This window comes from Pseudoalteromonas luteoviolacea S2607 (assembly GCF_001625575.1).
Taxonomy (GTDB): Bacteria; Pseudomonadota; Gammaproteobacteria; order Enterobacterales; family Alteromonadaceae; genus Pseudoalteromonas; species Pseudoalteromonas luteoviolacea_E.
Window position 1 is genome coordinate 1 of the sequence record NZ_AUXV01000018.1, and the last position, 24,007, is coordinate 24,007.

Annotated in this window: 16 protein-coding genes; 9 read left to right on the forward strand and 7 right to left on the reverse strand. The window is 41.7% G+C overall.

Annotation, left to right across the window (positions count from 1 at the left end):
• The first annotated feature begins 251 nt into the window (after nucleotides 1-251).
• The 6 genes from N480_RS10710 to N480_RS10735 all read left to right on the forward strand — a co-directional run bounded on the left by N480_RS10710 (nucleotide 252) and on the right by N480_RS10735 (nucleotide 8,959).
• The gene (locus N480_RS10710) at nucleotides 252-842 is read left to right on the forward strand and encodes a TetR/AcrR family transcriptional regulator (RefSeq protein ID WP_063372499.1); all 591 of its coding nucleotides are present in this window, start codon (nucleotides 252-254) and stop codon (nucleotides 840-842) included.
• A complete protein-coding gene (locus N480_RS10715; RefSeq protein WP_063372500.1) occupies nucleotides 842-1,687 on the forward strand; it encodes an alpha/beta hydrolase family protein in 846 nt (281 codons plus the stop codon). Before N480_RS10710 ends, N480_RS10715 begins: the two co-directional genes overlap by 1 nt.
• 84 nt (nucleotides 1,688-1,771) lie before the next feature.
• Nucleotides 1,772-2,989: an ABC transporter substrate-binding protein gene (locus N480_RS10720; protein WP_063372501.1), complete on the forward strand. Its 1,218-nt coding sequence runs from the start codon at nucleotides 1,772-1,774 to the stop codon at nucleotides 2,987-2,989.
• A 26-nt stretch (nucleotides 2,990-3,015) separates the two neighbouring features.
• Complete coding sequence (locus tag N480_RS10725; protein WP_231102254.1) at nucleotides 3,016-6,309, forward strand: response regulator; 3,294 nt, start codon at nucleotides 3,016-3,018, stop codon at nucleotides 6,307-6,309.
• A 70-nt stretch (nucleotides 6,310-6,379) separates the two neighbouring features.
• Entirely contained in the window at nucleotides 6,380-8,530 is a 2,151-nt protein-coding gene (locus N480_RS10730; RefSeq protein WP_063372502.1) for an exonuclease domain-containing protein, read from the forward strand.
• A 48-nt stretch (nucleotides 8,531-8,578) separates the two neighbouring features.
• The gene (locus N480_RS10735) at nucleotides 8,579-8,959 is read left to right on the forward strand and encodes a DUF1294 domain-containing protein (protein ID WP_155732819.1); all 381 of its coding nucleotides are present in this window, start codon (nucleotides 8,579-8,581) and stop codon (nucleotides 8,957-8,959) included.
• A 52-nt stretch (nucleotides 8,960-9,011) separates the two neighbouring features.
• On the opposite strand, the gene N480_RS10740 is transcribed toward N480_RS10735, so the two are convergent.
• On the reverse strand, nucleotides 9,012-11,177 hold the full coding sequence (locus N480_RS10740) for a cation:dicarboxylate symporter family transporter (RefSeq protein WP_063372504.1): 2,166 nt from the start codon (nucleotides 11,175-11,177) through the stop codon (nucleotides 9,012-9,014).
• A gap of 209 nt (nucleotides 11,178-11,386) precedes the next feature.
• Entirely contained in the window at nucleotides 11,387-11,881 is a 495-nt protein-coding gene (locus tag N480_RS10745; RefSeq protein WP_063372505.1) for a malate synthase, read from the reverse strand.
• Between the two features lie 241 nt (nucleotides 11,882-12,122).
• Between N480_RS10745 and N480_RS10750 the strand changes: the two genes are divergently transcribed.
• Together N480_RS10750 and N480_RS10755 are read left to right on the forward strand one after the other, a co-directional pair.
• Complete coding sequence (locus N480_RS10750; protein ID WP_063372506.1) at nucleotides 12,123-13,622, forward strand: DUF3612 domain-containing protein; 1,500 nt, start codon at nucleotides 12,123-12,125, stop codon at nucleotides 13,620-13,622.
• A gap of 61 nt (nucleotides 13,623-13,683) precedes the next feature.
• Nucleotides 13,684-14,502, forward strand: coding sequence for a substrate-binding periplasmic protein (locus tag N480_RS10755; RefSeq protein WP_063372507.1), 819 nt, complete (start codon nucleotides 13,684-13,686; stop codon nucleotides 14,500-14,502).
• 1,442 nt (nucleotides 14,503-15,944) lie between these two features.
• Here N480_RS10755 and N480_RS10765 read toward each other — a convergent pair.
• From N480_RS10765 to N480_RS10780, 5 genes are all read right to left on the reverse strand, one after another.
• The gene (locus tag N480_RS10765; RefSeq protein WP_155732820.1) at nucleotides 15,945-16,109 is read right to left on the reverse strand and encodes a hypothetical protein; all 165 of its coding nucleotides are present in this window, start codon (nucleotides 16,107-16,109) and stop codon (nucleotides 15,945-15,947) included.
• Nucleotides 16,110-16,342: 233 nt separating this feature from the next.
• Nucleotides 16,343-16,477: a hypothetical protein gene (locus N480_RS25915; protein ID WP_269200981.1), complete on the reverse strand. Its 135-nt coding sequence runs from the start codon at nucleotides 16,475-16,477 to the stop codon at nucleotides 16,343-16,345.
• Between the two features lie 20 nt (nucleotides 16,478-16,497).
• Nucleotides 16,498-17,043 carry a hypothetical protein gene (locus tag N480_RS10770; protein WP_063372510.1) on the reverse strand — a complete coding sequence of 182 codons (546 nt, stop codon included), beginning with the start codon at nucleotides 17,041-17,043 and terminating at the stop codon, nucleotides 16,498-16,500.
• 11 nt (nucleotides 17,044-17,054) lie between these two features.
• Nucleotides 17,055-17,336, reverse strand: a complete 282-nt coding sequence (locus N480_RS10775; RefSeq protein WP_063372511.1) for a helix-turn-helix domain-containing protein — start codon at nucleotides 17,334-17,336, stop codon at nucleotides 17,055-17,057.
• Between the two features lie 715 nt (nucleotides 17,337-18,051).
• Nucleotides 18,052-19,533 carry a hypothetical protein gene (locus N480_RS10780; RefSeq protein WP_063372512.1) on the reverse strand — a complete coding sequence of 494 codons (1,482 nt, stop codon included), beginning with the start codon at nucleotides 19,531-19,533 and terminating at the stop codon, nucleotides 18,052-18,054.
• A 372-nt stretch (nucleotides 19,534-19,905) separates the two neighbouring features.
• Between N480_RS10780 and N480_RS10785 the strand changes: the two genes are divergently transcribed.
• A complete protein-coding gene (locus tag N480_RS10785; RefSeq protein WP_196761475.1) occupies nucleotides 19,906-23,880 on the forward strand; it encodes a response regulator in 3,975 nt (1,324 codons plus the stop codon).
• The last annotated feature ends 127 nt before the right edge of the window (nucleotides 23,881-24,007 follow it).

Genomic DNA, 24,007 nt, shown 5'->3' on the forward strand with positions numbered 1-24,007 from the left:
AAGAGGTTAGGGTGAAGAGGTCTGCGACTTTTAAAATGGCTTATTTCACCTTGCGCAAAAGTCACGCCCTTCGGCCATGATTTCGCACTTAATTCACCTTGCGCCAAAGTTACGCCCTTCGGCCATGATTTCGCACTTAATTCACCTTGCGCCAAAGTTACGTCCTTCGGCCATGATTTTGCACCTTATACTTGACCGCAAAATGTATTGCGCTATTATAAACCGAACGTTCGTTCTTTTTTTGAGGCGGTATGGGTAAAGGTAAACAAACAAAGCAGCAGATTTTAGCGAAGGGCCTTGAGCTCGCGTCTGAAACTGGCTTGAATGATTTAACAATCGGCGTGCTCGCCACGGCAACGGGCATGTCAAAGTCTGGGCTGTTTGGGCATTTCAACTCAAAAGAAACCTTGCAATTAGAGGTGCTTGAGTATGCAGCAGAACGATTTCGCGAGCATGTGGTACTTGCCTGTGACAAAGATATTCGCGGTATCACCAAGTTGAACCAGCTCACGCAAAACTGGCTGAACTGGTACCAACCAGATGCCGTTACTTGCATATTTATGAATGCGTCGATTGAGTTTGATGATCAACCCGGCGCGATTAGAGATCATATTGAATCAACACTCACTAATTGGCTGAGCTATTTGCAGCATATTGTTTCTCAAGCAATTGCAGATGGTGAACTTCAGCCAGACACCAGCCCGCAGCAATTTGTATTTGAGCTCTACTCACTCTACTTAGGGAGTCAGAGTTTACGTTGGCTGAGTCTTGAAGACGACAGCCGCAGTCGTTTTAAATCTGGTTTTAATTCACTTTTAGCAAAGTATGGAGTTAGCAACTAATGAGTAGCAAAATCTATTTTTCAGACAGTAATAGCAAGAAGTCTATGAGCTACCTGCTAACACGCGGTGTTTCGTCTTTAATGGCAAAAGTCGCACCTAACACCAGTATGAAAGCGACGCGAAAGCTGCTTTTGACTCCTCAAGCTAATCGTAAAGCCGTGCCATTACCTGAATCTATGCGAGTGACTCAGGTCGATTCACAATATGGTGCACTGAATGTTGTTGAAGCTGGAGAAGGGCCGACCGTCATTTTTACCCATGGTTGGTCTGGGAGCGTCACTCAGTTTTATCCACTGATGCAAAAAGTGGTGGAACGAGGGTTTTCAGTTGTGGGTTTTGATCATTATGGGCATGGCAAAAGTGCAGGGCGTTTTGCTAACCTTCCTTTGTTCATCAAAGGCCTTAAAACAGTACTCGCAGCTTATGAACACCGTGATGTTAAAGGCATAGTAAGTCACTCTATGGGCACTATTGGTGCGCTAAATGCAACCCAAGGTGCACGTCATGTTCTAATCGCCCCGACATTTGATTTTTACAATTCATTTCAGCATCGAATTTTATCTACGGGGCTTACCAGCAAACTGTTTGAAAAACTGTTGAATGAAGTAGAAACCGAACATGAAATGGTATTCAAAGATTTACAACCTGAATTGCATATGGAAAAACAAGGGCAGTTGTTGGTTGTTCATGATCAAGACGATAAATATGCACCATATAGCCACACTCAAAAGCAGGTAGAATTGCACCAACACGCAAGCCTATCAACGACTTTAGGGCAGGGCCATGGCCGGATCATTAACAGTGCGCAAACTTGGCAGGCCGTAGAGCAACTAGTAGGCATTTAATACTTTGATTGAATTGCAATTACCGAGCAATGTTTGGCAAGATAGGCTAAATTTAAGTAAATCTGAATTTAACGATTAGTACTTATGGCTAAATACTGCTTGGTTGTGCTTTGGTTGTGTTTTTCGGCGTACGCGCTCGGTGAGAGTAAAAACTTACCCACGATTCATGTGTATCATGACTCTGATTACAGCACGCACAAAGCGTCTGCAGTCGCGATTAAAATGGGCTTTTTAACGGCACTGAGCGAAGTTGATAAGCAAGTTCAAGGATTCGAAATAAAATTACTGTCGAAGGATCATCGTGGCAATAGTAATCGCAGCTTTTTGCATTTCAAACGGTTTTTAAAAGACCCTTCAGCTTTGTTTGTGTTAGGCGGTTTACATTCACCTCCTTACATTAAATATCGAGCGTTTATTAATAAAAATGAGATACCCTTATTGGTGCCTTGGGCAGCTGGCGGCCCGATCACTCGGTATGACCAAGGTGAAAACTGGGTATATCGACTGTCCGTTGATGATACGAAAGCTGGCCCGAAGCTGGTTGAGTTTGCAACAGCCCGATCATGTAAAAAACCCCACCTATTTTTGGAGCGCACTCCATGGGGTAAATCAAATTATAAGTCCATTGGTAAGGCGATGAATAACGAACAGCCTGACGTGATTTGGTTTGATTGGGGCATGAAGGCGAGCAGCGCAAAAATACACATTCGAGAAATGCTGGCAAAAGACAGTGACTGCTTGTTATTTGTCGGCAACTCCATAGAAGGCAAGCAGCTCATCAGCGCAATGGCTGACTACCCAAATGATCAACGATTACCCATAATTAGCCACTGGGGGATCACCGGTGGTGACTTCTTCTCTAAAGCAAAAGTAGATCTCGCATCCGGTATCGACTTACATTTTATCCAAAGCTGTTTTTCGTTTCAGCATCGGCCAATGTCTGATTACGCCCAACAAGTGTGGCAACGGGCTAAAACACTGTTTCCAGACGAATTCGCGGAGCGAGACTTTTTGTTTGCCCCAACCGGTTTCATCCATGGTTACGACTTAGGCAAAGTGTCTTTGGCTGCGATGGCGCAGATAAAATTGACCGGCGATATGGAAAGGGATCGTATCGCTTTTAAAGACTCTCTCGAAAACTTAACTACACCAGTCACTGGTTTGATTAAAACGTATAAAAAGCCATTTTCTAAATGGAGTTCAAACGATCCTGATGCACATGAAGCTCTAGGATTAAAAGATCTTTGTATGGCTTATTTCCAGTCAAATGGAAGCACTAAAGTGCTGGTGGATAATTCATGAGAGGTTGGCTGAAAAAGGTCTTTAGCATGTCGTCAGACAAAGCTTTTTATGCCTTTTTGCTGTGCAGTTTAGTATTGTCGATCGTTATCAGTTTGGCACTGGTTGGCACGCGTGCAAATAGCTCTGTAAAAGAGTTGCAAGTCCAAGCTCGGCAAACTGAGGCGAAGCTTGCAGTCAGTAACCTAGGGCAGTTTATTTCCACCCGCCTTATTCTTCTTAAAGACTTAGCAAAAATTCCTATGCTCTCCAATGCCGTCATGGGCAGTGACATTTCTAGAGCTTCGTTATCTGACTTTTTAAAAGAGTATAAAGTGCTGGGCTCTCATGCCCCGTTGCATCTATACAATATCCTTTCAGAGCAGGTATTTACTAATTCACCTCTTGAAAATCAAAATTTCAATAACGAACCTTGGTTGGATCAATTGCTTTTGGGGGAGCTGGGACAGGCTGTTGCGCTGAAATATGACGGCGAGCAGTTTGTATTTGTGATTGCAGTGCCCATTGAGTACAACGGCTTTACCGAAGGAGTCTTAATCTCAGAGTTTAAAACGGATTTGACGTCTTTAATTGCTATCGATATGGGACAAACAGAACTCGTCGTTGATTTGTCTGGTCAGTGGGTTAAATACAGTAATGCGGATGAAAATCTGACCTATTTTGAGCTGTACAAAAGCACCTTAGTCGACACAGACATAGCCATTAAGTTTTATATAGATCAGCAAATCATTGAAAACAGCGTTAACACCTTTATCTTGGCGATTGCCAAAGCGGTGGTAATAAGCCTGTTGTTATCGTTTTTACTGTTATTCTTTTTTGGTCGGCAGTTACTGCTTAACCCATTTAAACAACTACAGCTTTCACAAAAAGCCATCGAAAAAAGCGAAGAGCGTTTTAAATTGGCCATTAAAGGCAGTAACGATGGGATCTGGGATTGGGACATTGAACGCGGCGGTATGTTTTATTCTCCTAGATTTAGAGAACTACTGGGTTACAAAGGAGATGATTTAGTTGGGTTTCCAGATGCGTTCGAAAGTCTCGAAAAGCACGTCCACCCAGAAGATAAATCCAATACTTTTGGTGCTTTAAATACGCATTTAGATACCGGAGCTGTGTTTGATGTTGAATTTAGAATGAGAAACGAAAGCGGCGACTTTCGATTTTATCGTTCTAAAGGCTTAGCTCTTCGAAATAGTGACAACAAAGCAATTCGTATGTCGGGGTCGTTGACTGACATCACAGATCAAAAAATGTATCACGAAGCGTTGAAACAAGCGAAAGAGCACAATGATCTGCTGGCCTATGCCATTGAGTCATGTGATGTGGGTATTGTGATAACCGATGCCCATAAAAAAGATATGCCACTTAGCTTTATTAACTCTGCGTTTAAGCGCATTACAGGTTATGACGACAGTGTACTTGGTAGAAATTGCCGATTCTTGCAAGGCGAACAGACGTCGAGCGCAGCGCTTGAATCGATAAGAGATGCGATACAAAATCAAAAACCGCACCGCGAGAAAATCCTAAATTATCGCAAAAATGGCGAGACGTTTTGGAACAACATGCATATAGGCCCAGTGCTTGATGAGCATAAACGCTTGATAGCCTATGTGGGGATTCTTCAGGACATCACCGAGCAGATCCGCCAACAAAAAGCGTTGGCAGATGCAAAAGTTGAAGCAGAACAGGCAAGTGAAGCAAAAAGCGCATTTTTAGCGTCTATGAGCCATGAAATCAGGACGCCAATGAATGGGGTGTTAGGGATGCTAAACCTAATGTTAAATAGCCCGCTTGATGATGAACAAAAGCACAGAGCACAGCTCGCAATGAACAGCGCTAATTCGTTGCTTAACCTCATTAACGACATTCTGGACTTTTCTAAGGTTGACGCTGGCAAAATGGAATTGGAGCTACTTGATTTTGATCTAAGAGAATTATTTGGTGATTTCTCTGAGTCTGCGGCGCTTCAAGCTCAGCGTAAAGGCATCGAGTTAGTTCTGGATATCGTAAAAGTCGAAAGCTCCGTAGTTAAAGGCGATCCAAGTCGGTTGCGGCAGGTATTGTCTAATCTAGTCGGTAATGCGATTAAATTTACCGAAGAAGGTGAGATCATTATCAAGGCAGAGCTGACCAAGTACGACGATAAACTCAGGCTTGATTGCTCTGTAATAGACTCAGGTATAGGTATTCCGCTGTCTAAACAACACAAACTATTCGAAACATTTTCTCAGGTTGACTCATCTACAACAAGAAAATACGGCGGTACAGGCCTTGGGTTGTCTATCGTTAAAAAGCTCTGTGAGCTGATGGGGGGAAGTATCGGCGTACGAAGCGACGAGGGTAGGGGCAGCGAGTTTTACTTCAATATTGCGCTCGACGTGGGTGAACAAAATAACCAGCACTTGCCTAATTTCGATATCAGCAAACTCGAACTGTTGATTGTCGATGATAACCAAACAAACCGCACGGTGTTGCGTGAGCAACTGCAGTTATGGGGCGCCAAAGTTACTGAGGCTGCCTCGGCAATCGAGGCCCTTTCACAGTGTGAAGCGCGCCTTAAACACCCCACTAAAAAACTGTTTGATATTGCTTTGCTCGACATGCAAATGCCAGTGATGGATGGCGCGAAACTTGGCAGCGAGATGCAAAAGGATGCGAGATTAAAGAGCATCAAACTCATTATGATGACATCGATGGGGCACCAAGGTGATGCCGCATTTTTTGCCAAACGCGGGTTCTCGGGTTATTTTCCAAAGCCAGCCACGACCTCTGATTTACACAATGCACTGTCTGTTGTCGGTGAGGGTGGAGAAGCACTCGCAAATGCTAAGCCGATTGTTACGTCACATTACTTAAAATCATTCAAAGAGTCAGAGTCTGCTGACGACATTGTGTGGGATCCACAGCCACGCATTTTGCTCGCGGAAGATAATCATGTAAACCAGATTGTCACCACCAGTATGCTGAAAAAGCTTGGTATTGATTTTGTTGATGTGGTTGCCAATGGCCGAGAAGCACTCACAACACTCAGACATTGCCAGCACTCTTCTCCATATTGTTTAGTTTTAATGGATTGCCAAATGCCAGAAATGGATGGGTATATCGCAACACAGTCCATTAGAAATGGTCAAGCAGGTGAAGAAAACAAGCACATTACCGTGATTGCGTTGACGGCCAATGCCATGAGTGGCGACGAGAAAAAGTGCCGAGATGCGGGGATGGATGACTATCTTACCAAACCGATACAGCCAGCAACGTTGCTTAATTGCTTAAAAGACTATTTAGCACACAAAGTTGTTAAATCAGACGTCACTCAAGAGTAAGTAAAAAATAAATGGCTAATTGACGGCGAATTTGGCATATTAGTACTGTTCAAATATACAGGTTTTTGCCGTGAAAACATTGCCAGAAAAATACTATCTTACTCATTTCTTTGAGCTGTTACGTTATATTGAGCAAACGAGTCTTCATTTACTCAATCACGAACAAAGAGCAAAGTTAGATGCATTTAGGGCACTTGATGAGCAGTCCCAATGTTTATTGGTGCGCGTTATTAACCGCAAGCGTTTGTTTGTATGCCATGCCGACTTAGAATACAGTGAAATTACAGACTATAACGCTGCTTTTAAGGCGCTGTATGACGCGGGTTGGCTCACTTTTGCAAAGCATTTTCAGCTGCCCTCGTTATTACTTCATGAGCTAAGCAAACCGCAACTGCAGGCTCTTGTCGCTGAACAAGATTTACCTTCTCCCCCTGTAAAGTCCGCTAAAAAAGCGATTTGGCTTGAGTTTGTCACGGCGCATTTTGATAGCTTGGACGTATCTCAAAGTGAGTTATTTGGCAGATATTTCACGTCAGAATTCAACAACGATTTTGAGTACCTGTTGTTTTTGTTTTTTGGTAAGGCCACGGGCGTATTCGCCCAGTTTTCAATGCGTGACCTCGGGGTGATGGATACCCGTGGCGATCGAGCCCAAACCAATGCTCACTTTGACGACCTACAAGAGGCGCAAAGTGCTTTTTACTACAGCCGTTTGTACAGTGATTTGAAAACAATGACCGAGCAGGCTGCAATGGAGACGGCAAATACATTAATAAGCGAGCTTGCTGTTCCGGTAGTAGGTCAGCTCGCTCAGACTAAATTTGACCATCTATGCTATAAACTTGCCAACTTGGTGGCTGACAAAAACGTGCATTTAAGTGAGTCATTGTTGGTGTTAAGTGGGCACCCAAGCGCGCAGGAAAAGTATATTCGGTTACTCTACAGCCAAGGCGAACACGAACGCTGCGTACAACAAATAGAAAAAGTGATCGCATCGCCCAGTGATGAAAAGCTGCTGTTTTTTGCAGAAGACTTTTATCGGCTTAAGTTTACTAAAAAACGCACGTCAGCTTTGACTGACATGCTGCGTGAAAGCGGCCCTAAATTGTTTTTAGATGAAGCATACAAAGGCGATGTGGAACAGGGGCTAATCAATCAGTATGCAAGGCAGGGGGTGAACGCATTTCATTGCGAAAATATGCTTTGGCGCGCGCTATTTTGTTTAAGCTTTTGGCATGAGCTATTTGAAGACAGTCGAAATGCATTCTCAAATGAATTTGAAAGCACGCCTAAGTGCATCAAAAATAATACGTTTTATCGTGTATTTGAGGCAGAAATTGAACAGCGCTTGAGTACGTTTAATAGCAATGAAGCGTTACTTAATTGGCTAGTGAAACAAGCATCTGAGCACTTTGGCACACATTGTCGGATGATGCCGTGGCAGCCAGATATACTCACTTATTTGTTTGAGTTTGCTAAACACGCCCCAATAAACGCAGTGTGCACTCACCTGAGAGCAATGAGTAAAGATTTTAATAATCTCAAAGATGGTTACCCAGACTTAATGGTGTTTGAAAAGGGGGTTAAGTTTGTCGAGGTGAAAGCACCGGGCGATAGCCTAAGGCGCAACCAACTGATCACGATTCAAAAGTTGATACACAGCGGTTTTAACGTGGACGTGCAGTCTGTAGAGTGGCGCGTTTCGCCAGAGCAGCCCTATGTGGTTGTCGACATAGAAACCACGGGCGGTAAAAAAGAGCACGACAAAATTACCGAAATTGCGATGATTAAGATACAAAATGGGCAAGTCATCGATCAATGGCAAAGTCTGATAAACCCTCAGCGTCGGGTTCCCAAATACATAACTGAGTTAACCGGTATCGACAACGACATGGTTGCAGACGCGCCCATTTTTAGCGAAGTGATTGACGACATAGATACCTTTACTCGAGATGCCATTTTCGTTGCGCACAATGTAAATTTTGATTTTGGCTTTATAAAAGCCGAGTTTGGGCGTTTAGAGCGTCCATTTCGCCGCGCCAAACTTTGTACTGTGCAACTTGGTAGAAAGTGGCTACCAGGACATGCTTCTTATTCACTGGGTAAGATTTGCCATGATTTATCTATTCCACTGACAGGCCATCACAGAGCGTACAATGACGCTGCGGCCACTGCGGTGCTATTTAATTTAATAAACCAAAAGCGCATAGAGAACAATTGATGAGATACCAAGCGTATTTTACGGCACAGCTCAAAGGAGAGAATCAATTTGATAGTTAAGTCTTTTATCATGTTTTTGGCCAAATGCGGCGTGATTGTGTCTTTATGCACACTTGGGGTGCTCATTTTACCCTTGATAGCGCAAGACATCAGTGTGCTTGGTGCAGTACTTGGCGGGCTGATATTTTCTAATCTATTGATGCTAATTGTTTTTTATAAAGACAAAGCCTACGCTAAACAAAATAAAGAGCGGGTTTCAGAAAGAACACTCGTGTTATTCTCAGCACTGGCGTTACATTGTTCAACACATTTGGTGATGTATATCACTCACCATAAAACCAATAAGGTGTCGTTTCAATTGAAACTATTACTGGCTATCAGTATACAGGTGCTGTTGAGTACAGCTTGGTTTGTTCAGGTGTATATTTAAGAGAACAGCTCCGACACAAGTCGGAGCCCAATAGACTTAAAAAATTATGAGGTTAATTGGCTGCTTGCTCAGAGAGCTCGTCAAGCAAAGACCAGCGATGTTCTTTAGTTTGTGTGCCATTGCCCAAAATCCAATAATTATATGACTGCTCAATGGTGCCTTTGCTCTGTTGAATGGCAAGCCAAGTATTTAAATAACTGAGAATATCCACATTACGCTTTGCCACGGCAAAACCAACTGGGTACTTAAGCTCGGCGCCTTTTGGTACCACCACACCATATTCTGGGTAAAACATACTCCATGCAAACCCTGCTTCGGCACTAATCACCAAAGCGTCGAAATCACTTTGTTTTTCAAAAAACTGCTGATGGTTGTTGAGCTGACTCACTTTTATCTGTTGATGTTTGCTCGCAACATCGCGCATTAGTGGTTGATATTCAACATGCGCTAAATTCAGCTCATGCTTAGAAAGCACCAGGTCACGTGTTGCAAACTCTTTGAGTCGGTGATCTTTGGCAACCAGCGCCAATTGCAGCTCTAAAACGGGGTTACTAAAGCGCACCGAGCGTAGATCGCCAACACTCATTTCAAGACCTGACATAGCAATATCAAAGTAGCCTTTATTTAAATACTCCGCCAATTGATGCTTTTTAAATGGAATAAACTCAACTTTGACCTGTAAATCGGCCGCTAACTTATGCGCTAGGCCAATATCAAAACCGACTAGCTCACCTTTTTGGTTGAAGTAGCTAAAGGGCACGTTGTCGACCAAGTAACCAATTCTTAGCAGGTTTCTCTTTTTGATGATTTCAATATTAGTAAGAGATAGCTCGCCACTTTGATAGGCCTTGGGTACATGATTAAGCACGTCGCTTGGTACCTGATCAGACACCACCATATTGGCAATGACATCATCTGCGCCTTTGGTGCTTTGTGCCAAGTGATTATTCGTGACAAAGCTGATCACCATAAACGCTGGCAGCAATACAGACAATAAAGTCAGATAGTAAACGGAGCGAATACGCTTTAAATGTAGCTGTTGCTTGTTATAGAAAATACACAGCAGCGTAACTGCAAAAATATACACGACGGTTGTTGGTGACACGACTTTTGCGGTGAGCACCGACATTGACAAGTAAAGCTGATAGCTGTCTGCGGGTATTTTTAAGCTATCTAGCATATATGGAATGGCAATATGCACATTGGCAAAGTAACTTAACATCGCCGAAAGCGTGACATTTGGAATTTGCTCAAGCGTGATTGGGTTACCTGTAAGCCAAGCTGCAAAAGTGACAAACATTAAGGTGGTCAATTTACCTAAGCTTGGAAAGGTGTACGCAATAGGCACCAGTACCTCGGCAATGTGATCTGACTCTTCATCACTGCGTTTTATTTTCGCCAAATGCGCTTTAATGCCTTCGGTGATGACGGGCAATACAATGAACACATTACCTGTACTAAAGGCGGTGATCCAAGCATTGCGCATAACTTTGATTAAATCGCGATATTTTACTGGCGTCAGGGCAGCTACCAGCATGGGGAGCAGTGCAAACATTAAATAAAAGCCAAGACAAATCACCAGTACAAGGTAGATTTGCAAGTTACTCAGCTCTTCACTACCAATTGTGCCAGCGGTGCTCGCCGTCATCGAAAAAATACCAATCGGAAAGAACTTAATGACCTTTTTCGACATGACGGTAAGGCCTTGCCCAACGACTTCTAGTACGTCTAATAGCTGGTTTTTTCGGCCATTAGAAATAAGCGCAAGGCCAAGTGCAATACAAAATATAACCAGTGCAGGTACATTACCTTCTGCCATGGACGCAAACGGATTGGCAGGGATGTATTGTTTTACAAAGTCCACATCTGGGGCTTGAGCCACTAAAGCTGGCGAGAAGAAAGTGCCCGCATCGTGTGAAGGTAAAGTCAGTGTAAAACACCAAATAGCCGCTAAGCCAATGATCCATAAAGCCAGCATAGTAATGGCGGCTTTGGCGAGCACGGTTTTAACTTGGTCAGGGCTAAACTTACCTAAACCCACCACCAGACTGACAACAATGTAAGGGAAAATAGTAATTTGCATTAAACTGACAAACCCTTCGCCAATCGGTTTCAAAAAGGCAACGCGTTCGCCAAAAATGAGCCCAGTTGCAATGCCGAGGATCAAAGCCCACAGCATCCAATTCATATTTTTTAACCAATCGAATACTTTATTCATATATGCCAGTCACAAGTGAAATGTCGCGCGATTATATTGAGGTTAGCTGAAATTAATCTGAATGCATGAAATGTAAAATGATGAGAGAAAAGAATGCTTTGAAAGTTTATAGCTTTAACGCGAGTAAGTATTCACATTTGGCCACGAAACAACGTGTGGCCAAAATATTCATTCATGTTCGCAGGCGGGCATGAATTTTTGAAAATATTTTAAACTTCGTAATCCTCACCGTTTTTGCTGCGATAGCATTTGCAACGCGATTCCTCTACTAGCGTATGTTGTACGCCGTCAATAAAGCTCATCCAAAGTTTGGTGTGTTTGCTGTTTTGCGTATCGATTGCACTAAATGGTGTTTCGTACTGCACATCATTGATGTGGGCTTTGTCATACTTACCGGTCTCACCCGCTACATTAAAGCTTAACTCAATATGTAAGCCGTCATCTTTTTGCAGCAAGATAGTAGAGGGTGCTTCTTTATGACCGCATAATGCGACGAACTGTTTTGTGTTTTTAAGCCCACAATGCTGGCCATCGGCAAAAAATACCATTAAATGGTTATAGTACACAACGTACGCACTGACTTGCGTGTGCGAGCCAAACTCGAGTGGGCAGTGCTGATCTAAAAACTGTTTAGCGATGATAAGTTTTTGGCATTCTTCGCTAAGCGGCTGCGATGATTCGTTTGTTTGAAGTTGTGCTTTCATTGATGTATCCCCAGTTACCGAAATTTTAAGTTGAGCTACGTTATGGTTGTCTGAATAACGTGTTCGCTGATTAATGACTACAATTTCAGTGTATGAAAAATTATCAATAAATTTCACAAAAAGAATTTTACAGTGTAAATTTTACAAAATCTGGTCTGACCTCTTGTTGCGAATAGTATGAGGCTGTGGTTTTTAAATTCTTATAAGACGCTTGATAGTTACTGACATATTTGGGGGCACAATGAAAACGAGTTCAGAGTTAATGCGTAAGTCACATTTTCTCGGTACCAAGATACGAAACTTGCGTAAGCGCAATCACCTTACTTTAGAGGACCTCTCTGCGAGGTGTATTCGGGTAGATCCCCAGTCTGCGCCTTCAGTGTCGTATTTATCCATGATTGAACGAGGCAAGCGCACCCCAAGTAGTGGCATGCTAGAAAACTTTGCAGAAGTGTTTCAAAAGCCATTGTCATGGTTTTTAGATACCGAACCAGAGGCAGACGCAATTACGCCCCAAAAAGGCCGCTCAGGTGGTATTGAAGGTATGGCACTTGAGCCAAACTTTTTGTTCTCAAATGACATTTTGCAAATAGCCATTCCCGAAATGCTTTCTCAAACCGGTATTAGTGGCCGCCAATTTGCCCACCTTTTAATTCGTGCACACCAAGAACACCATCAAAATCATTTTCCGGATCTAGAGCGCGCCGCCGATGAAATAGGTGGCAAAAACCTCTACTTAAATGTCGATGACCTAACTCAGTTATTGAAAAAGCAAGGTTTGACCATTCGCTGGTATGACGAAACACCGAGCGAAGTGATGGACGATAGCGGCCATGTGTTTAACCACCTTATTACCTCATACTTTGCCGAGCCAAATGTCGTGCACATTAATAAGCGGTTAAAGCAAAACCCAGCGCGGCTGAAATATGATTTAGCCGTACACATTGGTCACAGTGTGCTGCATGAGTTAAAGGGCCTGCGTTGTGTGCTTAGAACTGGCGGCTTTAATAGCGCTGTATTGCCAACCACAGACACAACGCCCAATGCACAAGATATATTAACCGCATGGCACGATTTCGAGTCTAGTTTTTTTGCCGGCGCTTTACTTTGCCCCAAAGTCGCTTATCGTCAACTGCTCGACTCATACGGCTATGAAGTCGACATACATCAACACTTGAATATATCCCCCTCAGTTGCCATGCGCAGAATGACCGTGGTATCACCTTACCCTAATTGGCATTACTTTGACGCCTACTTACCCGGTAAGCTCAAAGCGGTTTATCGCGGCAATGGTATACCGCTCCCGTGGGGCAATATGCGTAGTGTGGAAGATCCATGTCAACATTGGGCTGTATTTAGGAAGTTTTTGGCACAAAGCAACAGCTCAAGCGCGCAATTGTCTATACTCAATGTCAATGGTAAACCGCATTTGTACTGCTGTGAGTCATTAAAAGTTAACGATTTAGTTGAAAACGCACATGTGCTGTGCGCAGGCATAGATTTGAATCCTGCGATAGATGCGCAAGGTAATAGTGCGCAAGACTTAGTGCAAGAATTGCAAGATTTATGCATTAAGCAGGGCGGGGCAAGTGTGGTACCTTGGCATCTTAAAAAGCAACTGATGAGCGTTGCCAAAATACTGAATATTAATTGGATTGAACGCGGCATTAACAATGATGTTAGGGTAATATGTACACGGGGTACCGCATGTCCTCGGCAACCGAGTTGTTATGACAATTAGCAAAGAGGTGCCTTAACTCTTTTTATTTACGCCATTTTATTAGGCCTGAGGTGAGTGAGCATTGAATAAAATTGTTGCAAAAAAGCAAGGTAATCACGTTTTTTATTGTGTTTTTTTAATGATGATTTCAGCGGTTTTTTGCACCTCTGTATTTGCTTGCGATAAAACTCTTAAAGTGAGTGTGAGTAGCGATTGGCCGCCATACTCTTCAAAACATGGTAACAACTACCTTGGGCTTGAAATACAGCTTATAGAGTTAGTGCTTAAAGATGCGGGGTTTTGTTGGCAGTATGTGGTGCTGCCTTCGTCAAGTCGTACATTTAAGCAGCTCCAAGAGGGCAAGGTAGACATTATTCCGGCTGCAAGTTTTACACAAAAGAGAAGAAAATATGCCGAGTTTAGCCTGCCATACCGTCAAGAAGTGATGCTGCTTTTTACTCATACAAAAAACACATTGCCGTTTCTAGACGACCCTCAGTTAAGAGGCTCGCTGCTCTATGCTAACTTGCGTAGCAACATTGTTGCGGTGAGTCGTGGGAGTGTATATGGGCAGTATTTTGCAAATTACCGTAACAACTGCCCTGATTGTGTTATCGAAACAAACTTGGCTCGAGAGCGATTTAACTTGGTCAAGCGAGGGCGAGTCGAATACGCGGTAGAAGACAACCTGACAGGCGCATACCTAATTCAACACGAAAACTTTGCTCAGCATATCAAGCCGACATCCGTTAGTGTGTATGAAAATCCTGTTCACTATATGGTAAGACCGGGGAGCTTAACCGAAAAACAACTCCAGAAGTTTAATCTCGCTATTATCAAAAATAGTGACGCCATTAAGCAAATAATTGCTGACTATCACCAGCTTTATCACCTTAAATAGTCAAAACAAGCACCTTACTCGCATCAAATAAATAAAAAAATATAAAGCCTCTTACTTTTATCTGACTTTTTACTAAAACACCCAGCAACCCATTGATTAATTTGCGCATGTAGTGTGTTATAGAAACTGTCACACAGGTGACAAATACCAATAAAATTTAAAGGAATTAAAAAATGAAAACACTTAATAAAGTTTTAAGCCGAGAGTTATGTGAAAAGGTAAGCGGTGCTAGCGGTGTTTATAAGCCGACAGATCCAAGACCGTAATATACGAAAATAATCAAACACTCCTCAAGTTTGAGGAGTGTTATAGCTGGCATGCTTCATTAATTAATGGCGTGTTGTCAAATGCTTATCTATCCTTCCTGTCTGGAAGCTGAGCATCGCCCTATGCTGGGTAATAATCATAAATAGAGTGTAATTATTCAATTTTTTATTTGATTATTAGTAATGTTAGCGTCTTTTGGTTTATTTTTTAGGCTCTTCTGGTAGCGGGCCTCCAGGAGTGCTATGTAAGCCGCCAAGAATGAACTTTAATAATTCTTTATCAATAATCATTTTAATTTTCCTTAATTATAATGTAGTGAGGATTAAGTTTCGCACAGAGTGATTTGTAAATTCAAGGTGTGAAGATAAGTTTCTATCAGATTACCTATCTTTTTTCTCAGACATGTTCGTGAGTCTTTTTCTCTCAAATTTTCTCCGGCGTTTTAATGCCAAAACATGCTCGTCAATTGGTACAGTACGAGATGCGAGCTTAAGAACAAGCAGAGTTTCAATCAAACAGAGTATTGTGAGGATCGGGCTAAATATATGTTTAAGGTAGGGGAATGAGTCAACGATATCATATTCGAACATCTTAACTTCACACAACGCTATGAAAATAGCTAATATGTAGCCCACATATATGAGTATTAGAGCGCCTTCCTGTTTTGAAAAATAATAGTTTTCATAAACATCATTACAAAAAACGCTAATATTGCGAAGTTTTTTGACAATAAGCCGTCGAGCTAATACTACATATAGATAAATGAAAGCATAAATAAATATCCAAAGATAGTAGTTATTCCCCCATCCATACACGGTGTCGATCATAGCAGTATCAACCAACTCTACAATTATCAATAAAGAGATGAGGCAGCGTGCATTGATGCTTCTCCAGCCAACTACTAAAGCCAGAAAAAATAGTGGTAAGCTCATGTAGCCTATAACATAGTAAATGGCTTTAAGAGATATGCTTTCGAACAAAGAATTTATACCTTAATTTTAATTGAAAAGACACATTGCTCATAAAATGAAATTTAAGGTATGTGTGAATTGAAATTAGTAATTGTTTAATACTCAAACACAAAATTGCAAAAGTAATGTCGAGTTCTTGGTGCTGCCAACAGTCTATGCACAAGCACCAAGGCGAAGCTATTTACGACTAAGTATAATCATAAGCTAGTTTTGCTTTCTTTCCATTGGAGGGTATCCTGGCCCACCTCCGCCGCCACCGCATATTATTCTAAGTGTCTTTTTATTATCTATAAGCGTGCAGGTTTTATTAATTTCAATAGCCAAATTTTTCTGAAGAGTATTTGCTTTATTCATTTTCATATTTTCCATTATTAAAGAGTCCATTGATAATAATATTGGTTTCTATCAAGAAGCATTCTTAACCTTTGCAGTATGGTTTTTCATATATCTTAAGTTTAAATAAATTTAGCTAATCAGATCTGATGATAAAAACTGAAATTGTTTAAGATCATTCTAAATCCATTAAAAATATAAGCAAAATCATTTCTTAGGTTGTGCCTCCATCCCAAAGTACCTAGGACTTTTATTGGATTTACCTAATGTTAGCCCTTTTTCTCATCTTTTTTAGGTTCTGTTAGCGACATTCCTGCGGCATGTCTACTTGGAAGAGGGCTACCAGTTGAACCTGAAGTGCCGCCTTTAACTACTGACAATAACTTTAATGTGACTTTTTTCATAATGTTCTCCTTATGGTATTTTAAGTTGTAGTACTCTTTGACTCAAATTGCATCTGATTTCTATTTTTAAATGAATTAATTAAAATAAGAGACATAGCTGAAACATGCAGAATAGTCTGGGCTGGTCCGTAAATGTTATTTCTTATGGGATAAGAGTCTATTATGTAAAAAGTAAACAGGCTGACTTCGATGAAAGTTATCAAGTGAATTGCGAATGATATAAAGAAGACAGCTAAAAGTCCTCCTTCTTGCTTTGTGAAATGATAACTTTCATGAGCAGAGCGAAAGAAGCTGAAGTACTTCAATCTCTTTGTAATCAGACGTCTACCTAGTACTGGAACGATAAAAAGAAGACAAATAAACATCCCCCAAATATAGTAACCATTGCCCCAATTCATAGCTATGTCATTTGTAAATGTGTCTATTACTTCTATAGCTATTAATAAAAAGCATAAATATCTAAAGTTAACATTTCTCCATCCTATTAATATAGATAATATGTATATAGGTAGAGCCATATAAGTTATTAGATCATATAACCCTTTAAAGTTTTCATAACTAAACATCAGATACTTCCTTAATTCCGTTTGTTTTCTGGTTGCTGACTTTCAAGCAGTTGCTTGGTTTTTTCTTCTGGGCTAAAGCCGCAAATAAAGCAAATTAAAAAATAACTGGTGAGTGGTACAGGGGTTTTCCCTGTTTCCCAGTTTGAAATCGTTGCTTGATCTACGACGGGTATTAACTTTTTTCCCAGTTGACTTTGTGTCAGTCCAGCATCCTTACGCATCGAACGTATCGACTTGGCTGCTTCTCCCCATAAGCCATTAAACAATCCTAGTTGTCGAATTCTCAGTTTCATAACTTTCCAACATTACCTTCTGATAACAAAATTTAACAAAAGTTATCACTAAACCTGCATTTTAGGCAAGGAAATACCGTTAATATTCGGAAATATTAATATAATAATGTTGTTGAGGAGGTGTTTTATCTAATTTCTATATACTATACCTAGTTTTTATTAAATATTTCATTATCTGAATGCGATATTAACAACTAAGATTCAATATTGAAACCTTTAAAAGCGGAATTTTTTCAAATTTATAGTAAAAGAATGTGTCAAGGTAATTTAATACTATAGTATTGGTGCGTTTTTTATAAATAAAAATAACTTTCCACGCGTTGTTACGTGCAGTTATCCGATTGAAAGTTAAGTTTATTGCTTTATTTATATGGTTTTAGTTTTATTTTTTTGTTTAAAATAACGCAACTTTTAATTTTTTTGCTAAATCTGTTAATTTTTACAGGTCTTGAATTTCGGGACTTTCGTCAAGCTGGTTACTTTTAGAACGCACTGTAACCTTTATTACTCATGTGTTTTATTTAATAGTGATATATTGGCGACAAAATATGGCAAACTCAAAAGTCAAAGAGTAAAAACTCAAAAATAAATGCTCGTTTACATGTTTTACTCGTAGATTGCGTATTAAGCACTTTTAAAAAAATACAGCCGCAAGTATGAGTTTACTTGCGGCTATATTGTGTGGGATTTTTTGTAATTTTTGGAACCGTTGAGGCTAATTACACTCTGTTGTCCAATTTTCACCGTCTGTACTGCACTCTAATACGTAGGTGCCGTCAGATTTATATGATTGCTTTGTCCATCTACCATCATGGAAGCGAGATGTGATAACGCGGTTTTCACCCGAATCATCAGTTACACGTTTGTACCAAGAAGAGACGGGTATAGTCACATCTTCATTGAGCTCGAAGCCTGATTGGTCTAGGTAGTAGGCAATTACCGCTAATTCTAACAAGCTAAGCTTGTCTTTCATATTATACCAATCGGTTAGACCTTCTTTCGTATTACTTTGTGTATCTTGGCTAAATACAGCTAGGTAATGGACGCCATTTTTATTATAACTGACTGAAAAATCGCGATTAGGTGCGCCACTAAAATCGACGTCAAAGTCACAGGTTTGGTCTTTCGATTCTCTTTGTACTAACTTCCAGTTATCGATTTCGTATTGAATATCATTAATATTCAGCGTTAACTTTTCTTGATGCACACACGCGCCAATATCTTCTGGGTCATTAATGACCACGTCAACAGTTTGTGTGTATGAATGGCCACCGCTGAGTTGTATGCTTTTTATTTTACGGTCGTAATGTATAAATAAGACGTTTTTCAGCGAGTCATCAACGCGTGCAGTCTCATCGACGAGCGTGTCACCTTCATTTGAATAAATATAAATTCTGCGATACCAGACCCTTTCATCGCTTTCGGGCTGATTTGGTGGTGTACCTTTGTAATGAAGTACACGAATTTCCCGAGCATTTAGGTATTTTTTGGCAAGTTCTATGTATTTTTCAACGCTTGCTTGTAAGCCTTTTACAATATCCTCAGCGAGTTTTTGCAGTGCTTCATCACCGTTTTCAATATAGTCGCTAAATAACTGCTCTTCAGAAATGTTGTAGTGCTCGATAACTTGTTTGGTCGTCTCTTCTAAAACAATTAATAGCGCTTCTCTTTGTTCATTGCTTTGAATAAGTTGCTCACACGTGGCGTCTTTAAATTCTGGTGTCTCGACCAAAGACTGCCAAAGCACGGTCGTCAGTGGCGTGATGTGTTGTAGTGCTTCGTCGTTGAGTGACTCAAGCGTGGGTGGCAACACCATTTGATAAGGTTTGGTGACTTCACCTAGGTCCTCGTCAATCGCACCGACTGGCACATCTACATACGTGGGTACATATGACGCGCATTTTGCCTGTTGTTCGGTTAGCTCAAGAATATAGCTCCCTTTGTCGGTAGAGACTACAAAGGGTTCGTCGGCATCTTTTGTTTTGTTGTTGTTGAGATCAAGCCAAACCGTTGCGCCTTGTACATATCCGTCGATAACTCGTCCTCTGCGAGCGTACCTGTTTTCTTCCGTGGTTACTTTTTTATTGCTGTCCAATTCAATGCTTGGAGATTTAGAGCCGCCTTTTGAGCCACAGCCACTGATAACGGCCGAGCAAAATAGGGCGAGGCTAAGCGTTTTTATTGGTGAATTAAACATGGTAATTCCTTATTTATATTGCAGGCTCTCGATGTACTGCTTGTGTTTACTGCTGTTTGTACCTGTTAGTCAAACCCATTAATGTCTATGCGTGTGCAAGAGGAGGCAATGCATCTACTCGGGTATGTCAAAATTATATTGGGTGCGTCAATGAGGGCGGTAACACAAAACAGACATTAATACGCAATTATCTGACATTTTGGTGCCCGAAATGGGACATTTGATAATTATCTAATTGTTGCTATTATGTCAAACAAGCTGTGCGTATTAAAACTAATTATTAAAATATAAGCAAACATAACAACAATTTACTCTATGTTTAAAGACCTATTAGCGACCTTTTTTGTAAGGTGTTTTTTTGTAATTTTTATTTTGCTTGGGTTTTGCCCAAAGGCAGATGCAAATGCGGGTAAGACGCTCAGTGTGGGCGACGGTCTGCCGAGCAATCGCGTATTTGATATCGCGCGAGATCACCGTGGTTTTATGTGGCTTGCTACGGAGCAGGGCATTGCAAGATTTGATGGAACAAAGGTAAAGCGCTTTTCAAAACATCAAACACCTGAGTTAAGCAACGCTTTGTGGGTTAGAGATGTGTTATTTGACTCGCAGCATAGGCTATGGGCAGCTGGCAAACAGGGTCTAGAAGTGCTTAATCCGCAAGCTGAGTCATTTGAACCGGTACTAGCCGGGCAAGGCGCAGATCCACTCAATATTTACAGCCTTTTTGAGTCTAGGCAAGGTGAGATCTGGGTTGGAGAGAGAGCGGGGCTGTACAAAATTGACAATGGCGCACTTAACTTTGTGCCTATTAATATCGTCAACCTTGACCAGCAAGCAGAGCCCTCTCCATTTAACGACCGTGTGTTATCGATCACTCAAGTCGATGCGTCTACCTTATTACTGGCAACGGACCCTGGGGTACTGTTATTTGATATCACCAAGCAGCAAGCCCAGTTTATTAAAAATGAACACGGAGCGCCTTTATTTGCAGATAAGGTGTGGCGCCTTGATGACGGTCAGATTTGGCTGAGTATACAAGGGGTGGGGATTGCCCAGTACCTCCCTGATGACAAGCAAGCCATAGTTAAATATGTAGATGAAAATCAATTTGATACGGTAGGCTACGTGTTTGATTTGAAAGTGAGTGACAACAAGTTGCTTGCGGCCTCTTTAAATGCAGGGCTTTTGCAGTTGAGTGAGCAAGTCACCCCAGTTGGAGACTCGCCGCCGCTACTTTCTATTTATAGTGACCAGCAATTGCTCGCACTGGGAAGCTACACAGAAGGTGCGGTAATTGAACATGCTAACCTGAATGCTGCACATAACTTTGACTTTACGCATCCAAGCGAAACACACCAGTTTGAAATAAACGATGTGTTGGTCTTAGAGCAACATATTTGGGTTGCTGACCAATTAGCTGGACTTTGCCGGTATCGAATGAATGGCTCGTTTGATGGGTGTTTAAAAGCGTACGACCTGTCAGCACAAGCAATAGCGAAAGGCAAGGGCAGCACACTTTGGGTGAGTATGTATCAAGAGTTAGTGCATCTTGATGCAGAGTCGATGCAAGTTATAGACAAGTTTAGTTTTGCAGAGATGGGTATCCCAGATTCAATCTATGCAATGGTTATTGAAAATGACACCTCTATTTGGTTGTCCCATAGTTTTGATGGCTTAACTCAGTTAAACCCCAAAACAAGGCAAGTCAAAAGGTACACGCGTTCAAATTCAAAATTACATAACGATCAAGTGCACAGTATAGTGCAACATCAAAGCATGCTTTGGGTGGCAACATCAGCAGGGTTGCAATCACTTGACTTAACCACGGGCGACTTTGTACAACCAGATGCGCCCGTGTTTGACCTTTCAGAAGCGATTTATGATTTGTTTTTGAGCCCATCAGGCATTCTGTATTTGCAGTCAGATGCAGGTATCAAGGCTTATGATACCCATAAAAAAGATTGGCTGGCACTGGCGAGTCAAATCGCCAATATGACGAACGCCAGTATTGCCTTTGGTGATGACGGACGGGCATGGTTTGCAAATGGTTTGGGCATTTTTGGCTGGGAATCGAGTAGCTCAAGTGGCAGTATTCATTATTACGACAAAGGTGATGGACTTTACCACCAAGGTTATATTGGCAGCGCAGCTACCAACGCCGATGGCAAACTAGTTTTTGCATCAGCCGATGGACTGACTTTATTTGCGCCTAAAAAACTCGCTTATTTTGACGCAAGCCCTAAAGTCAGCGAATTTGAAATCACATTGGCTGATGGCAGTACTCAGACCTATTTTAATAAGCTGTCATTGGACGAATTACCGTACCAGCACGCCAGTATTCGTTTTAGTTTGACCAACACCAACTTTGCCAGTGCATCAAAGCAGCAATTTCGTTACAAGCTCGAGGGCGTGTCTGAGGCATGGGTAGAGTTAGGTAACAGTCGAGTACTGATGATCCCAAAGCTCGCCCACGGTCAATACAATTTACAGGTGCAAAGCACAGACAGTAACGGTAACTGGTCTACAACGACAGGCCAGTTTGTGTTTTCAATCAAAACGCCTTGGTATGCCACCATATGGGCCTATATTGCGTATGTGCTTACTTTTATGCTCTGTTTATTTGTGATTTATCATTTGCGGGTTAAAGCGCTTAAAAATATTCAGAAACAATTAGAAAAAGAAGTGGCACTGCAAACGAAGGCCATAACCGAGCAAAACAAGCAGCTATTAGAAAAATCATCTGCTTTGGCAAGTGCTGAGGCGCAAAGAACTTTACTCTTGAAAACGCTTTCTCATGAATTAATGACGCCCGTATCCTTAATTCAGGGCCCTGCGGAGCAGTTGATGAAGGTCGAGCACGCACAAGAACGCAATACAATGGCAAGTATTGTAGTGAGTAATGCCAAGCGCTTAAAAGTGTTGATAGAGCAGCTAATGCAGGTTTCTGAGCATCGTAGTGGAGAGGTTCAAACAACCGAACAGTCTTTGCAGCTTTATGATCTCTCAAAAATTTGTAACGAACAGGCCAGTGTATTTGCGCCTTTGCTAGCGCAGCATGAATTGCGACTAGAAGTTGATGTTGCGCCTCGTGTTATGGTTAAGGCTAAGCAAGATCAGCTTGAGCAATGTGTGAGTAATCTGCTTAGTAACGCGATAAAGTATAGCCCCAACGGGCAGCGCATTTTACTCACTTTAAGTAAGCAAAGCGGAAAAGAGTCGTCTGTATGCACACTAAGCGTTTGCGATCAGGGTATTGGTATTCCAGCAGGTGAACAAAGCCAGATATTTGAGCCAGAATATCGAACAGAGCAGGGAAGTAAACACAACGTAGGGCTTGGCATTGGGTTAAGCGTTGTGAAGTCTACCGTTGATGCTTTGGGTGGCGCTGTCGAGGTATCTTCTGTTGAAGGCCAAGGCAGTACTTTTACACTTAAATTTAACACTGTTGAATGTGAGTCTACTAATCAGTCAACAGCCGTGCGAGACAATACAGTAAATATTGAAGAGGCTATTGTTTCAAGCTCAGAGAGTAAAGAGCCCCGTAGTATTCTGATTGTTGACGACACGCCCGATATGCTGACGTTTTTAAAGAGCGTTTTTGGCACTGCTTATTCGGTAGCCGTTGCACGTGATGGTGAAGAGGGGCTAGAACTGGCAAAATCACTGATCCCAGATTTGATTATTTCAGATGTGATGATGCCAAAGTTAGACGGGTTTGGGATGCTGTCTGCGATTAAGCAGCACTCGCTGACGGCGCATATTCCGGTGATTTTACTCACTGCCAATTTAAACGAGCAAAGGCAAATTGAAGGCTTAACTCTGCGGGCTGATGACTACATCACAAAACCCTTCAATTTACAGGCCCTTGAACTTAAAGTACGCAATATATTTAAGCATCAGGAGGCCACACTGCAAAAGTGGCGCAGCCGAATTACGCCTCAACCCACTCAGGATGCCTTGGCCTTACCCGCATTGCCCAAGCTGCAGTTTAAGGACCAACCTCATATCTATGACTTTTTGGATAAACTCGACAGAGTCGTCGAGCAGTATTATCGCAATACTCAGACATCTGTCAGTGAATTAGCCAAAGAAATGGCGCTGAGTGAACGCCAACTGCACCGTAAATTAACTGCATTGATCTCAATGGGAGCAAATGAGTATTTAAGGACGTACAGACTATATAAATCCATTACACCATTACTTCATGGTCAAAGTGTTGCACAAGTTGCCGACGACGTTGGGTTTAATTCTGGTTCTTATTTTAGTGCTTGCTTTAAAAAACACTTTGGTATGACAGCAAAAACTTTTGTACAAAAGCAGCGAGATAAACACAGTCAGTTAAGTTAGTACTGAGTCGAGGTGATTATTCGGTCGTTTTGACGTGCTCTTATAGCTTAGCCTTTATTAACCGCGATTATGTTATTCATTAATGAGAAAGGCGCGCGCCGCGTAGATAGCTACGCGCGCTTTAATA

Bases quoted from the DNA above. Each gene is read 5' to 3' on its own strand.
- N480_RS10775 (WP_063372511.1), bottom strand. From the start codon at position 17,336: ATGAAACTGAGAATTCGACAACTAGGATTGTTTAATGGCTTATGGGGA.
- N480_RS10740 (WP_063372504.1), bottom strand. From the start codon at position 11,177: ATGAATAAAGTATTCGATTGGTTAAAAAATATGAATTGGATGCTGTGG.
- N480_RS10725 (WP_231102254.1), top strand. From the start codon at position 3,016: ATGTCGTCAGACAAAGCTTTTTATGCCTTTTTGCTGTGCAGTTTAGTA.
- N480_RS10720 (WP_063372501.1), top strand. From the start codon at position 1,772: ATGGCTAAATACTGCTTGGTTGTGCTTTGGTTGTGTTTTTCGGCGTAC.
- N480_RS10780 (WP_063372512.1), bottom strand. From the start codon at position 19,533: ATGTTTAATTCACCAATAAAAACGCTTAGCCTCGCCCTATTTTGCTCG.
- N480_RS10765 (WP_155732820.1), bottom strand. From the start codon at position 16,109: ATGGAAAATATGAAAATGAATAAAGCAAATACTCTTCAGAAAAATTTG.
- N480_RS10750 (WP_063372506.1), top strand. From the start codon at position 12,123: ATGAAAACGAGTTCAGAGTTAATGCGTAAGTCACATTTTCTCGGTACC.
- N480_RS25915 (WP_269200981.1), bottom strand. From the start codon at position 16,477: ATGAAAAAAGTCACATTAAAGTTATTGTCAGTAGTTAAAGGCGGCACT.
- N480_RS10715 (WP_063372500.1), top strand. From the start codon at position 842: ATGAGTAGCAAAATCTATTTTTCAGACAGTAATAGCAAGAAGTCTATG.
- N480_RS10745 (WP_063372505.1), bottom strand. From the start codon at position 11,881: ATGAAAGCACAACTTCAAACAAACGAATCATCGCAGCCGCTTAGCGAA.
- N480_RS10710 (WP_063372499.1), top strand. From the start codon at position 252: ATGGGTAAAGGTAAACAAACAAAGCAGCAGATTTTAGCGAAGGGCCTT.
- N480_RS10770 (WP_063372510.1), bottom strand. From the start codon at position 17,043: ATGTTTAGTTATGAAAACTTTAAAGGGTTATATGATCTAATAACTTAT.